Source organism: Klebsiella sp. RIT-PI-d (assembly GCF_001187865.1).
In the GTDB taxonomy this organism is placed as follows: domain Bacteria; phylum Pseudomonadota; class Gammaproteobacteria; order Enterobacterales; family Enterobacteriaceae; genus Superficieibacter.
Map to the genome: position 1 here is coordinate 35,383 of NZ_LGIT01000003.1, position 13,721 is coordinate 49,103.

General features: G+C 52.2%; 12 protein-coding genes. 2 read left to right on the forward strand and 10 right to left on the reverse strand.

Translation table 11 applies throughout. The annotated features are described in order from the left end of the window. Positions 1 to 104: 104 nt before the first annotated feature. From treY to AC791_RS00685, 8 genes are all read right to left on the reverse strand, one after another. A complete protein-coding gene (gene treY / locus AC791_RS00655; RefSeq protein ID WP_049838562.1) occupies positions 105 to 2,639 on the reverse strand; it encodes a malto-oligosyltrehalose synthase in 2,535 nt (844 codons plus the stop codon). Then, a complete protein-coding gene (gene treZ / locus AC791_RS00660; protein WP_049838563.1) occupies positions 2,636 to 4,423 on the reverse strand; it encodes a malto-oligosyltrehalose trehalohydrolase in 1,788 nt (595 codons plus the stop codon). Before treZ ends, treY begins: the two co-directional genes overlap by 4 nt. A 172-nt stretch (positions 4,424 to 4,595) precedes the next feature. Then, positions 4,596 to 4,898 (reverse strand): hypothetical protein, encoded by a 303-nt coding sequence (locus AC791_RS00665; protein WP_049838564.1) that lies wholly within the window; start codon positions 4,896 to 4,898, stop codon positions 4,596 to 4,598. Positions 4,899 to 5,019: 121 nt separating this feature from the next. Next, entirely contained in the window at positions 5,020 to 5,220 is a 201-nt protein-coding gene (locus AC791_RS00670) for a hypothetical protein (RefSeq protein ID WP_049838565.1), read from the reverse strand. 367 nt (positions 5,221 to 5,587) lie between these two features. Next, positions 5,588 to 5,830 (reverse strand): hypothetical protein, encoded by a 243-nt coding sequence (locus AC791_RS00675; protein WP_049838566.1) that lies wholly within the window; start codon positions 5,828 to 5,830, stop codon positions 5,588 to 5,590. Between the two features lie 242 nt (positions 5,831 to 6,072). Next, positions 6,073 to 6,354: a hypothetical protein gene (locus tag AC791_RS00680; RefSeq protein ID WP_049838567.1), complete on the reverse strand. Its 282-nt coding sequence runs from the start codon at positions 6,352 to 6,354 to the stop codon at positions 6,073 to 6,075. A gap of 304 nt (positions 6,355 to 6,658) precedes the next feature. After that, positions 6,659 to 6,805 carry a hypothetical protein gene (locus AC791_RS20510; protein WP_158443026.1) on the reverse strand — a complete coding sequence of 49 codons (147 nt, stop codon included), beginning with the start codon at positions 6,803 to 6,805 and terminating at the stop codon, positions 6,659 to 6,661. Between the two features lie 81 nt (positions 6,806 to 6,886). Further along, positions 6,887 to 7,549: a hypothetical protein gene (locus AC791_RS00685; RefSeq protein WP_049838568.1), complete on the reverse strand. Its 663-nt coding sequence runs from the start codon at positions 7,547 to 7,549 to the stop codon at positions 6,887 to 6,889. 401 nt (positions 7,550 to 7,950) lie between these two features. On the opposite strand from AC791_RS00685, the gene mutS reads away from it, so the two are divergent. Both mutS and pphB read left to right on the forward strand, forming a co-directional pair. Beyond that, positions 7,951 to 10,512, forward strand: a complete 2,562-nt coding sequence (mutS, locus tag AC791_RS00690; protein WP_049838569.1) for a DNA mismatch repair protein MutS — start codon at positions 7,951 to 7,953, stop codon at positions 10,510 to 10,512. A 193-nt stretch (positions 10,513 to 10,705) separates the two neighbouring features. Continuing rightward, positions 10,706 to 11,362, forward strand: coding sequence for a protein-serine/threonine phosphatase (gene pphB, locus AC791_RS00695; protein ID WP_049838570.1), 657 nt, complete (start codon positions 10,706 to 10,708; stop codon positions 11,360 to 11,362). Between the two features lie 68 nt (positions 11,363 to 11,430). On the opposite strand, the gene rpoS is transcribed toward pphB, so the two are convergent. Together rpoS and nlpD are read right to left on the reverse strand one after the other, a co-directional pair. Continuing rightward, positions 11,431 to 12,423: an RNA polymerase sigma factor RpoS gene (rpoS, locus tag AC791_RS00700; protein WP_049838571.1), complete on the reverse strand. Its 993-nt coding sequence runs from the start codon at positions 12,421 to 12,423 to the stop codon at positions 11,431 to 11,433. Positions 12,424 to 12,484: 61 nt separating this feature from the next. Continuing rightward, positions 12,485 to 13,633, reverse strand: coding sequence for a murein hydrolase activator NlpD (gene nlpD, locus AC791_RS00705; protein WP_049838572.1), 1,149 nt, complete (start codon positions 13,631 to 13,633; stop codon positions 12,485 to 12,487). Between the last annotated feature and the right edge of the window lie 88 nt (positions 13,634 to 13,721).

The window sequence follows — 13,721 nt, forward strand, 5'->3', positions numbered from 1 at the left end:
GCGGTTACTCTGGAAAAGGGGGATTAATTTTACCGCTATCCAGCGCACAGACCAACTCCCCCTTTGGCGGTATCTGCGGACGGTTTAACCGTCCGCAGATAGTATTACGCCGACTCTTTTACCAGCACCACGCAGGCACCGCCTTCAAAAGTCGCCAGATTGATACGATCGTTTTCTGTGACCATCTCCCCGCTAAACACGTCGCGGTAGCGATGACCTGCTAATGACTCTGGCAGCAGAATATACGTGTCCGTCCAGCGAGCGATATGCACCAGGCTGTCATCGTGCTCATCAAACGCCAGCCGGGGTGCAATAACGATCAGCGCATCCCGATCGTCTGCCCGCGCAAACGCCAGGACGTTCTCTTCACGCTTACCGGTAGCGTCCAGCGGCAGGTAGGCCCCTTCGCGGAACAGCTGCGGTTTTTGCTGACGAAGATGCAGCAGTCGGGCAGTGACGTGCAGCTTCAACTGACCGCTACGCCAGCCTGCGTCGGTTGGCGAGGAAAACTGTTCATCTTCCGTCAGAAGGCGTGCAAGCTCGTCGAAATCAGGCTCCCGTCGGTTATCCGGGTCGACCAGGCTGAAGTTCAGCGTTTCGCTTCCCTGGTAGATATCCGGTACGCCCGGGGCGGTGAGTTTCACCACCGCCTGAGTAAGGCTGTTAATAAGCCCGGCGCGAATAAACGGCTGTAGCGACCGGGTAAAATCCTGCAAAAACGCCTGATTATCAGGTGAAAGAAGATGACGTGCATATTCCAGTACCGCATTTTCATACACTTCGTTGCTGTCGCCCCAGTCGGTACGCAACTTGGCTTCGCGCAGCGCTTTTTCGACAAATACCACAAACCGCGCCTCCAGCGCTTTCAGCCCTGCCTCATCGTCGGGCTGAAGTGTGGGCGGCCAGACACCGGCCAGCGCCTGATACAGCATCCATGAACCCGATGCACGGGGTGCCGGGCCATCATCCAGCAGCGTTACCTTGTGCTGATTGATCTGCCGCCAGCGATCCACGCACTCGGCCCACAGCCCGGGGGCTTCCGTCAGCGTATAGAGTCGGGCGCGGGCGTCCTCCCCGCGCTTAGTATCATGGGTCGACGTTGATGAAATGGCATCCGGCTGGCGCTCAAGGCGCGTCTGCATTTCGCTGTGAAAGCGATGAATGGAGAAGGTGCGCGCCAGCGGCTCTGCGCCGACTTCATTCAGGGCCAGATCCATGTTCTGGCGGAAAAACAGCGTATCTTCTACTGATTTGGCCATCAGCGGACCGGTTAGCTGCTGAAAGCGGGTCCGAAAGCTGTCAGCATCACCGGACACCGCCGCTGAAAGATCGCCACTGAGGATCTTGCGCAGGAAATTCAGCGCCTCCGGCGGCGGGGCGTGGGCATCCATTCTGATCCGGGCAATGACCCGTTGCAGTAAAGCATCATCCGCGGCGGTTAACCCCTGACTGGTGCCGTAGGTACGATAAACCGGGAAGGCGACCAGCAGTTCGCGCAGCGCGCAGCGCAGGGCCTCTTCATCCATGACCACGTTGTCGGCTACGGCGAGTGTCGTCGCCAGTTTTAACAAAGTGGTAAACTCGCCTTCGAAATTTCGATCCGCCATTAACAGTTTGGCATCCCGCAACTCTGCTTTCAGATCGACAGGCTCACCGACAATGCGGTCATAAACCTGACGCAGGGTCGCCATATTACTGTCATCCACCAGCACGTCAGAGAGCGCCGCAATAAATTCATAGCCGGTGGTACCGGAAATGGGCCATTCGTCGGGCAGGTGTTCGCCCTTACCGAGGATCTTCTCAACGGTGATATAGCACTCCGGCCCGGCCTGAGCGCGCAGGCGCTCCAGATAGGCTTTTGGATCGGCAAGACCATCGACATGATCGACCCGCAGTCCGTCTACGGCCCCGGAATGCACCAGCTCGAGGATCAGCCGATGGGTATCGTCAAAAACAGTGTCATCTTCAACGCGCACGCCCGCCAGCCCGGTGATTTCAAAAAAGCGGCGGTAGGAGAGATTGCTGGCAGCGTCCCGCCAGCAGGTGAGCTGATAAGGCTGCTGCTCATGCAATCTGACGATATCGTGCGGCTCACTGAGTGACAACGTCGCCTCTTCCCTTCCCTGCCAGCTTTGCGGCGTCAGGGGATAATACGTGTCAAAATAGGCTAAGGCCGGTTTATTGCTGAGCGGATCGCGTTTAACCGCGATCTCGCCCTTCGCCAGCGCCTCTTCAAAATCGTCGCCGAGGAAAGGCAGCGTCAGACGCCGCGACCAGTCAATATCAAAATGGCGCGCATAGCGGCTGTTTTCGCCATGCTCCACAACGTCGCGCCACCAGGGATTCTCCAGCGATGCCGCCATATGGTTAGGCACGATATCCAGAATAAGCCCCAGTCCGGCCTGTTTAAGCGCGCTGACCAGCCGATCAAACCCGTCACGCCCGCCAATCGCAGGATCGATTTCACAGGCGTCAGTAACGTCATAGCCGTGCGTGGAGTCTGACGTTGCGGTAAAAATCGGTGAGGCATACAGGTGGCTTATCCCAAAGCGCTGCAAATACGGGACCAGCGCGGCAGCACGATCGAAGGTCATGCCATTACGAAACTGAATACGGTATGTCGAAACTGGAATACTCACACGGTTTCTCCCTGCGCGAGACGAACAATAAGGGTGTTCTGGGCCAGTGCCTCTGCCCCATCGGGCAGGGCAAAAAGGGTTTTTCCAGGTAAATCAGGAAGCGGCTGGATGGCCTTGCCGAAATTGAAGGCGATGGACAGCGTTCCGCGCGGAAAGGTCCAGCTTACGGCCAGAAAACCCTCTGCGGTGGCAATAACGCGGCCGGCATGTCCGCCAGCCGAAGCCAGCAGCGGGACAATGTATTGATGGCGCAACGCCAGTAGCGTTTTGGTGAGCGCCAGCCAGCGCGCGCCTTCAGCACTGGTCGTCTTCTGCCAGTCGAGTTTCGAACTCATAAACGTGCTTTCTGCATTTGGATCGGGCACGGCCCCCTCTTCATGCCCGGCGTGTCCCTCAAATTCTCTGGCCCGGCCTTCGCGTACGGCCCGGGCCAGATCGCCGTGAAAATCAGTAAAAAACAGGAAGGGATGGGTTTCGCCATATTCCTCGCCCATGAACAGCAGCGGAATATGCGGGGACAGCAGCAGCGTGGCCAGCAGGATCTGCGTTTTCTCAGCTCCGGCCAGTTCAATAAGCCGCTCTCCCTGCGCGCGATTGCCTACCTGATCGTGATTCTGAATAAAATCAACAAACGCGACCGGCGGCTGACCAGCACTTTTCACCCCGCGCGGTTCACCCGAGTGGGGTGAGATCTCGCCCTGCCAGGCAAAACCTTCGGTAAGAATACGCGCAAGGTGTTTTTCAGGGGCTTCAGCGAAATCCTGGTAATAGGCGTGCGTTTCGCCGGTGGCGAGAACATGAGCGGCATTGTGAAAATCGTCGTTCCATTCGCCAGTGAAAAGCGGTGCGGAGCCGTCTTTTTCGCGCGGATGAAGGAAGATCACATTGCGGCAATCTTCGGTCGTCAGATGCACCGCGCGCTGGGGAATGTCGGCGCGGATACGTTCGGCGATCTCCAGCAGAATATGCGGTTCATTGCGATCTTCAATCTGATCGATGGCATCAAAACGCAGCCCGTCGAGGTTAAATTGCGTTAACCAGTACAGGGGGGCGTCGGCAATATAACGGCGCACGGCATCCACATCATAGGCGATGCCCGCGCCCCACGGCGTTACACGTTCTTTATCAAAGAAATCGGGGGACAGCAGCGGCAAATAATTACCTTCCGGCCCGAAGTGATTAAGCACGATATCCAGCACCACTGAAAGGCCGTGGCCGTGCGCGGCATCAATAAAGGCCCGAAAATCATCCGGCGTACCGTACGCAGAGTGCGGTGCGTAGAGCAGCACACCGTCATAGCCCCAGCCGCGATCGCCAGCAAACTGCGAGACGGGCATCACCTCAATCATGGTAATGCCAAGCGCTGCCAGACCAGCCAGTTTTGTGATTGCCGAACGGAAGGTGCCCTCTGGCGTAAAGGTGCCGATATGTAATTCGTACACCACTGTCTCCTCCCAGAGTCGGCCCGCCCACGCTTCGTGCTGCCAGCGATATTGCGTTGGATCAACCACCTGCGAAGGACCATTAACGCCCGCTGTTTGCGCCCGGGAAGCCGGGTCCGGGATAACCGTCCCGTCGCTGAGTACGAAGGCATATTCAGTACCGGGCGCGATGCCGCTGGCCTGATATTCAAACCAGCCATCGCCTACCGGGGTCATAGCGCGATCCTGGCCAGCAAGACGTAAGGCCAGCGTATCGTGGGCAGTCGCCCAGAGGCGAAATCGAACCGTATCCGGAGCGACGTACTCAGCTCCCCAACTGTCAGGAAAAGATCTGAATTCCATTCAATAGCCTCATGTGATACGCAGATGTGCGATGAACGATAACGCATCAATCATAGTTCAAATGTGGCAGGAAAGCGGGAGCGGACGGCGGGACGAATTGAGGGAATACTTTATTTAACGGAGATATTAAAAAGCGTTATAACCTCCGCTTGCGCGGAGGTTTTCTGTACACTTAATGTTTTCGATCGTTTACACCCGAAAGCGAGGCATCCAGCACCCAACCGCCAGGCATATCCGTTACCGCAAATCGGGCGGCGTAACGCTCTTTTTGACAACCTGGCGCGGTATAAGCTTTAACATCAGCGATAGCCAGATCGTAGGCTGCTACTTTATTAACATTTTCTGGCTTATCACGGCCATCGGTTAAAGCCTGCAAGAGGGCTGCAAAAGTCACCTCTTCATCTTCTTCAATCAGGCTCATTACCGCTTCACCGATAAGCAAGTCCGAAAGTATCTCTTTTTGACTTTTGCTCATGGTTTCTCCTTTACGTCAGTGACATGAGGTCATTCTGCCGTTTATTTATCGATAATTTTCTTGTCACCTCAGGTGATGGCAAACGATAAAGACAGATTATGTATTCATTAGCCGTACGTAATCAATTCAGTTTTTTTGACAAAATCTTCAGCGCCAGCTGATACGCCGGTTTTTCACGCGTTTCAGCCCCTTCTTCCCATGATAATACCAGTGTGTAGATGAGTCCTGGCGTTGCACGTGAGCCTTGTTTGAGGAGGGTCACGGCAGCAATGCCCAGGATTTCCCTGGCAGAATCATATAAAGCACGTTCATTTTCGTCCAATTTATCTCCTGTAGATTGCATAGCAAGATAACCACCTTGCACAGCGCAAAGGGGTATCCCTCCGTAGGTATTACGGAAAATAATCAGTAAAAAGGACGTGAGGATCCTGCGCTATGTAACGCTATGCAGGCGCATTGCCTGAGCGTTACGTAAACGTGGTCTCGTTGTGGCCCTTGAGGCCGATATCAGATAAAAACGGTACAGCGGACGCGGTTAGCGCATCATTAATGAAATGGCGTTAACGAAAGCGTGGGCACCGGAAACAGGCGTTGTAGCCTGTACTGTGCTTTTGGATATGTTTACTGGCATAAGACCTCCGGAAAATTCATTTGCAGCCTGTTCACTGAAGGGGCCGAAACTCTCCTGGTCAGCGCGCGTGGTCTACATTAAGCAATAAGCGGAAAATGCCTTCATACAGCAATGTTTCTGAAGGTACGACGGTCTCATTCATCAAAAACGCAATCTTCAAAAATAGTGTTTTGCGACTCACGGGCAGTCCGGCACGTAGCATTTCAATGACGATACGTCCCAGCAGTTCTTCATGCGCCGACCCCAGTCCTGGCGGGATGGCATGGCCTTTCGACACGGCACCTTCATGTGTTTTTTCCATCGCTGACCCCGCAGAAAAAAGTTAAGTACAACACTGGGGACAGTGTATATATCACCGTTACTAAAGACCAGTGAGGCGAAATAATTATTAGCCTTTTTAATCAGTAAATCCTGATGTTGATAGATTCATAATCTTTCCGCTCCATTATTATTTCATTTCAATAAGGCACCGCCTGGTGCCTGAAAAATCAGACGAGCATTAGCCTTTTAAGCCCCTTAACACTCGTCGTTACTGTCCGATGGCTACGAATTGCCTTCAGACAGTGAGTGACCCGCGGTTTGCCGGGGATCGCCCGGGTCCACAGCGTTATCACCGCAGTGCGCTCTGGGATCCTCAAGCCTTTCGAGGATACTGCGCCCCTGCGCGATTTCAGCCAAATGATCTTCGTTCGTTTCCTGCTCGGCTTGCTGATCAAGCTTTAGTATCAGAGATTCTCGTGAAATCTCTTCCTTATCGAAGATATGGCTAACCACGGTTTCGCCGATGGCGATATAACCTTTTTTATCTTCATCAGAAGTCGACACTAATAAACCTCTCCTCTAACAATGACTATTTTATTACTCCCTGCACGATTTACATTACCCGATAATGCGTCCCTGTTATTAACAGTATAATCCAACCGTAACGGCAGAAAGTAATTTAAGAACTATCCTGAAGGATAACGGTGTGCATTCCCGGCCTGCCTCGCGAAATAGAATTGTCTTCATAACTTCACTCTGCGCCTCTATTATTCACAGTGCTTAAGATGGCAGTGGTCATTATCTGCAATAAATCAATGTTTTTTAAAGCATATTATACAGGTGCTTGTTCGTATCTGTATTCCCTCAATCACCGCAGGGGAACGTCGCCTCCGGCAGGAGAATTGCCCGTGGTGATGATGGTGATATTGCTACTGGTCCCAGCGGAAGTAATGCTGATGGCTGAACGCTGCTGTTGCTGAGAATCAGTGAGCGCTTTGAATTTCTTCTCGTCCATAATGTGCCTGTCTATATTGTTAGATTAAACATATACAAACAGGAGATTACATGATTTTACTCCAGTCTTGCAGGCGGCTGTTCATTCATCAATGCTAATAGTGTCGATGTGTTTGATGTTAGCAGGAGAAATGGGACCTTCAACTTGTACCTCATCTACAGCAAGATAGTCGGTTTGTATTGCACTTTTAGCTAACTCCACGGCTTCATCCTGTGGAATCCCTAATTCCTGCACAGCCAGATCAGCAATGCCATTAATCAGCGATGTTGGGTTTTTATCCATATTCTCTCTAAATGAGAAAACTTCCTGTTTTTTAGTTTGTATTTGATAAAGGTGATATTTTTTGCTCTGGCCCTGGTGCTCTATCATATGAATAAAGTCTTTAACCTTCTCTTTTGAGGTTGACGCAAATACGGTATTTTTACCAAATACACGAACTTCACCAGGCTCATTACTATTGGTGCCAGAAAAACCAAATTTCCTAATCGTTTCAGGGGAGCGTGTGTCTGCACGATAGACAGTTGTATTTCTTACTGAAGTCACTGATTTTGCAAAGGTAACGTTTCCTGTGTTGGCGGCTGAAGTGGAAGAAGGTGTTTTATGGAAGCCAGAAACGAATGAAGTGATTTTTGCTGAAAGCATATAAAAACCTTGTTCTTTGAAAGAGCGACCTACTTTATGTATTTTCCATGGGTCAAAATATAAGAAATCGCCCCTGGGTAGGTTGATTTCATTAACAAACATTGTTTTTACTCTCAGCAAGACAGGGCCGCAGTTTCCCGTATGATTTGTGAAATTTAAGACGTGCAGCAGCAAGAGAAGTCTGTGGGAAGTTACCCATGTTAAGCTGAGCAAGCTTGCCAGTCAGAGGACAGGTGCAGTTGCACCGCTGGTGACACGTAAGCCACGTGTTTCACCTGCGTCGGCCTTATCTTTGTCTCCACACTTCATCATTTCTACCGCGTTAAACGAAAGTGGCTTTCACTCTTGTTTTCCTGGCATAAAGACTCCGTTATCATGCACCTTATGCAGTCATGAACATAAATACAGAATTTCATGATATTCGATGAGACAACGTGAAACTTAATGATAACCACAAAAATCACTAACTCATTAAAAATTAAGAAAATGGATATCTAAAACCGATGAGCACAATAGAAAATTTAGATTCTCACACCCCCATGATGCAGCAGTACCTGAAACTGAAAGCCCAGCATCCGGACATCCTGCTGTTTTATCGGATGGGTGACTTCTACGAGCTGTTTTACGACGACGCAAAACGCGCTTCGCAATTAATGGATATTTCGCTCACCAAACGGGGTGCTTCTGCGGGTGAGCCGATCCCGATGGCCGGAGTACCACACCATGCGGTGGAAAACTATCTGGCGAAACTGGTCAACCTGGGGGAGTCGGTCGCCATTTGCGAACAGATTGGCGATCCAGCAACCAGCAAAGGCCCGGTCGAGCGTAAGGTTGTGCGCATTGTCACCCCGGGCACTATCAGTGATGAAGCGCTGTTGCAGGAGCGTCAGGACAATTTGCTGGCCGCTATCTGGCAGGACAGCAAAGGCTTTGGTTACGCGACAATGGATATCAGCTCCGGCCGCTTTCGTCTCAGTGAACCGGCCGATCGTGAAACCATGGCCGCCGAGATCCAGCGCACCAATCCTGCAGAATTGCTCTACGCAGAAGATTTTGCTGAGCCGTCGCTTATCGAAGGGCGTCGCGGACTGCGCCGTCGTCCGCTGTGGGAGTTTGAAATTGATACTGCCCGCCAGCAGCTTAACCTGCAATTTGGCACCCGCGATCTGATCGGCTTCGGCGTTGAAAACGCCGTGCGGGGACTGTGTGCCGCAGGCTGTCTGCTGCAATATGTGAAAGATACGCAGCGTACCGCCCTGCCCCATATTCGTTCTATCACCATTGAGCGACAGCAGGACAGTATTATTATGGATGCGGCTACGCGCCGTAATCTTGAGATCACCCAGAATCTGGCGGGCGGCGTGGATAACACCCTGGCTTCGGTGCTGGACCGCACGGTCACGCCGATGGGCAGCCGGATGTTAAAACGCTGGCTGCATATGCCGGTTCGCGATAACGCTGTTCTCACCGCCCGCCAGCAAACCATCGGCGCGTTGCAGGAATATAGCGACGCATTACAGCCGGTACTGCGTCAGGTGGGCGATCTGGAGCGTATTCTGGCGCGTCTGGCGCTGCGTACTGCCCGTCCACGAGATTTAGCCCGGATGCGTTACGCCTTTCAACAACTGCCTGACCTGCGCCAGCAGCTTGCAGGTATCGACAGCCATCCGGTGCAGATCCTGCGTGAAAAAATGGGCGAATTTAGCGACCTGCGCGATCTGCTGGAACGCGCAGTTATCGAGGCACCCCCGGTGCTGGTGCGCGATGGCGGCGTCATTGCCCCAGGCTACAATGCTGAACTGGACGAGTGGCGCGGGCTGGCGGACGGCGCCACTGACTACCTTGATCGTCTGGAGATCCGCGAACGCGAACGTACCGGCCTCGATACGCTGAAAGTGGGTTTCAACGGCGTTCACGGGTACTACATTCAAATCAGCCGCGGGCAGAGCCATCTGGCACCGATTAACTATGTTCGCCGTCAGACGCTGAAAAATGCAGAGCGCTACATTATTCCCGAGCTGAAAGAGTATGAAGATAAAGTTCTGACCTCCAAAGGCAAAGCGCTGGCGCTTGAAAAGCAGCTTTATGAAGAGTTATTTGACCTGCTGCTTCCGCATCTGGCCGATTTGCAACAAAGCGCGGGCGCACTGGCCGAGCTGGATGTGCTGGTGAATCTGGCTGAACGTGCTGATACACTCAATTATTGCTGCCCGACGTTTAGCGAAAAACCTGGCATCCGGATTGAAGAGGGTCGTCATCCGGTGGTTGAGCAGGTACTGCATGAGCCGTTTATCGCGAATCCGCTGAATCTCTCGCCGCAGCGCCGCATGTTAATTATTACCGGCCCCAATATGGGCGGTAAAAGTACCTATATGCGCCAGACGGCGTTGATTACGCTGTTGGCTTACATCGGCAGTTTTGTCCCGGCACAAAAGGTGGAGATTGGCCCGATCGATCGCATTTTCACCCGCGTCGGCGCGGCGGACGATCTGGCCAGCGGGCGATCGACCTTTATGGTAGAGATGACCGAAACCGCCAATATTTTGCATAATGCCACGGAAAATAGCCTGGTGTTGATGGATGAAATTGGACGCGGGACGTCCACCTATGATGGCCTGTCGCTGGCCTGGGCCTGCGCTGAGAACCTGGCTAACCGGATCAAGTCTTTGACGCTGTTCGCCACCCATTATTTCGAGTTAACCCAGCTTGCGGAAAAAATGGAAGGCGTCGCCAACGTTCATCTGGATGCGCTGGAACATGGCGATACCATCGCCTTTATGCACAGCGTGCAGGACGGTGCGGCCAGTAAAAGCTATGGTCTGGCGGTCGCCGCACTGGCCGGCGTGCCGAAAGATGTGATCAAGCGCGCGCGGCAAAAACTGCGCGAGCTGGAAAGCCTGTCGCCCAACGCCGCCGCGACGCAGGTCGACGGCACGCAGATGTCGCTGCTGGTGGCGACAGAAGAAACCAGCCCGGCAGTCGAGGCGCTGGAAAATCTCGATCCTGATACGCTCACCCCGCGTCAGGCGCTGGAGTGGATCTATCGTCTGAAAAACCTGGTTTAAGCACGTCTGCCCGGTAGCCACAATCATTGGGCAGTTTTTTATCCGCATTTTAAAAGGTTGTGTCTGGGCTAAAATGATATAAACGTATCATTTTAGCCCGCCTGTACCCGTCATCTCTGTTATATAAAATCACGTCTGATAATCAGTAAAATGGTATAATGGCTTGCTGTTTGACTCCCTGCCGGAAACAAATATGACCTCTGTTCGTTACCACAAAATTAACGCATCTGACTGGCAGCACATCTGGGTAGTCGGTGATATTCACGGCTGTTATTCGCTGCTGCAATCGCGCCTCAATGACATTGGATTTTGCCGGAAAAAGGATTTACTAATTTCGGTAGGCGATAATATCGATCGCGGTCCGGAAAATATGGACGTTTTGCGCCTGTTAAATGAACCGTGGTTTATTTCAGTGATGGGCAATCATGAGGCAATGGCGCTGGAGGCGTTTGCTACTCAGGATGGTAATATGTGGCTCGCCAGCGGTGGTGCCTGGTTTTTTAATCTGGAGCCCACCGGGCAGCAGGAGGCCATTCAGTCACTATTACGCTTTCACCAGCTCCCCCATATTATTGAGGTGGCGTCTGCGACCAGCAAATTCGTTATTGCTCATGCTGATTATCCCGGGAATCAATACGATTATGATAAAGCCGTGGATCTTAATATCGTATTATGGTCAGTTGACCGCGTGATTCATTCGCTGGAAGGGAATAGCAGGCCCATTGCAGGAGCCGATGCCTTTATTTTCGGCCATATGATTGTCGATCACGTGCAGACTTTCGCTAATCAAATTTACATTGATACCGGTTCATCACGTTCGGGCAAACTTTCATTTTTCCGTATTCAGTGAATTCCACTCTGCGCGCAAAAACAAAAAGGCCCGTTTCATCGAAACGGGCCTTTTTCAAAGAACATAGCTTACTCGCGGAACAGCGCTTCGATATTAAGACCTTGCGCCTGAAGGATCTCGCGCAGACGGCGCAGACCTTCAACCTGGATCTGACGAACGCGTTCGCGCGTCAGGCCGATTTCGCGACCCACGTCTTCCAGCGTCGCAGCTTCATAACCCAGTAAACCGAAACGACGTGCCAGCACTTCACGCTGTTTGGCGTTCAGTTCGAACAGCCATTTAACGATGCTCTGTTTCATGTCATCGTCTTGCGTGGTGTCTTCCGGGCCGTTGTCTTTTTCATCGGCCAGGATGTCCAGCAGCGCTTTTTCGGAATCGCCACCCAGCGGGGTGTCTACCGAGGTAATACGCTCGTTAAGACGTAACATACGGCTTACGTCATCAACCGGTTTGTCCAGCTGTTCTGCAATTTCTTCTGCGCTCGGCTCGTGGTCCAGTTTATGGGACAGTTCACGTGCAGTACGCAGATAAACGTTCAGCTCTTTCACAATGTGAATTGGCAGACGAATAGTACGGGTTTGATTCATAATCGCCCGTTCGATTGTCTGACGGATCCACCACGTTGCGTAAGTTGAGAAGCGGAAACCGCGTTCCGGATCAAACTTCTCTACCGCACGGATAAGCCCCAGATTGCCCTCTTCGATCAGGTCCAGCAGTGCCAGACCACGATTGCCATAACGGCGGGCAATTTTTACCACCAGACGCAAGTTACTTTCGATCATGCGACGGCGTGAGGATACATCTCCGCGCAGTGCGCGACGGGCGAAGTAAACTTCTTCTTCTGCTGTTAATAATGGAGAATAACCAATTTCTCCGAGATAAAGTTGTGTAGCATCAAGTACACGTTGTGTAGCACCTTGCGATAATAGCTCTTCCTCAGCCAGTTCATTATCACCAGGTTCCTCAACAACTAAGGCTTTCTCGTCAAAAACCTCAACTCCATTCTCATCAAATTGCGCATCTTCATTTAAATCATGAACTTTCAGCGTATTCTGACTCATAAGGTGGCTCCTACCCGTGATCCCTGAACGACATACACAAACAGTTGTGCATCCCGCCTGATTATCGCTGCGGCAAGTAACGCAGCGGGTTTACGGATTTCCCCTTGTAACGAATTTCAAAATGTAAACGTGTCGAGCTGGTTCCAGTGCTACCCATGGTAGCTATTTTCTGCCCCGCCTTGATCTCTTGTTGCTCCTGGACCAGCATTGTATCGTTATGGGCGTAGGCACTCAGGTAATCATCGTTATGTTTAATGATGATTAAATTACCGTAACCGCGCAGTGCATTCCCGGCATAGACAACGCGACCATCCGCAGTCGCGATAATTGCCTGTCCTTTGCTACCTGCAATATCGATTCCTTTATTGCCGCTATCGTTGGCAGAGAAGTTTTCGATAATGTTGCCATCAGCTGGCCAGCGCCAGGTAGAAATCGGCGAGCTGGTTGTCGTGCTGCTGGCAGTCGGTACAGTAGTGCTGACGGTAGATGGCGCCGTAACAGGTGCCGTAACGGGTGTGCTCGTTGGGCGGTTGTTAGGCAACATTTTGTTAGCACTTTGTTCACCTGAGTCCTCAGAATACGTAATTGTAGGTTGCGAAGCAACAGCCACGGTGGAATTCTGTGCAGGTTTTAAGACAATTCCTTGTGCATTTGCGTCAGCTTGGGTAATTGCGTTACCTCCGGTGATAGGTGTACCCGCGGAACTCCCCACCTGAAGTACCTGGCCAACATTCAGAGCATACGGGGCAGCGACGTTATTGCGCTGTGCTAAGTCACGGAAATCATTACCGGTTACCCACGCAATGTAGAACAGCGTATCGCCTCGCTTGACGGTGTAGGTGCTGCCACCGGTGTAGCTCCCTTTCGGGATATTGCCGTATTTACGGTTATAAACAATATGGCCATTTTCAACCTGCACATTATCAGGTTGCTGCACATTTGGCTGGATCTGTACCGGCTGAGATTGAACTGGCTGAGGTTGCACCGGCTGAACAGGCTGGATCTGAGGTGCCGGCGCCGGGGTGTTGCCCATTTGAGACGGCGTGATAAGCATTCCCGAGTCCTGACCTGAGGAGCCTGCGGAACTTCCGCCAACAGAGCTTACGGGTGCCGGGGTGTTGTCCGAGTTACCGCAGCCGGCCAGGCAAAGTGAAATCAGTGATAATGCCGCCACGCGGCTTACGGTGAATGTTGGGCTTCCCGTGCTCATTTATCCCCCAGGAATAGGTTAACTACCAGTGACTTAAAACCGTGCAAGGCAGCGGTATGGACACTGAAAACAGGTTCACCATACGCTG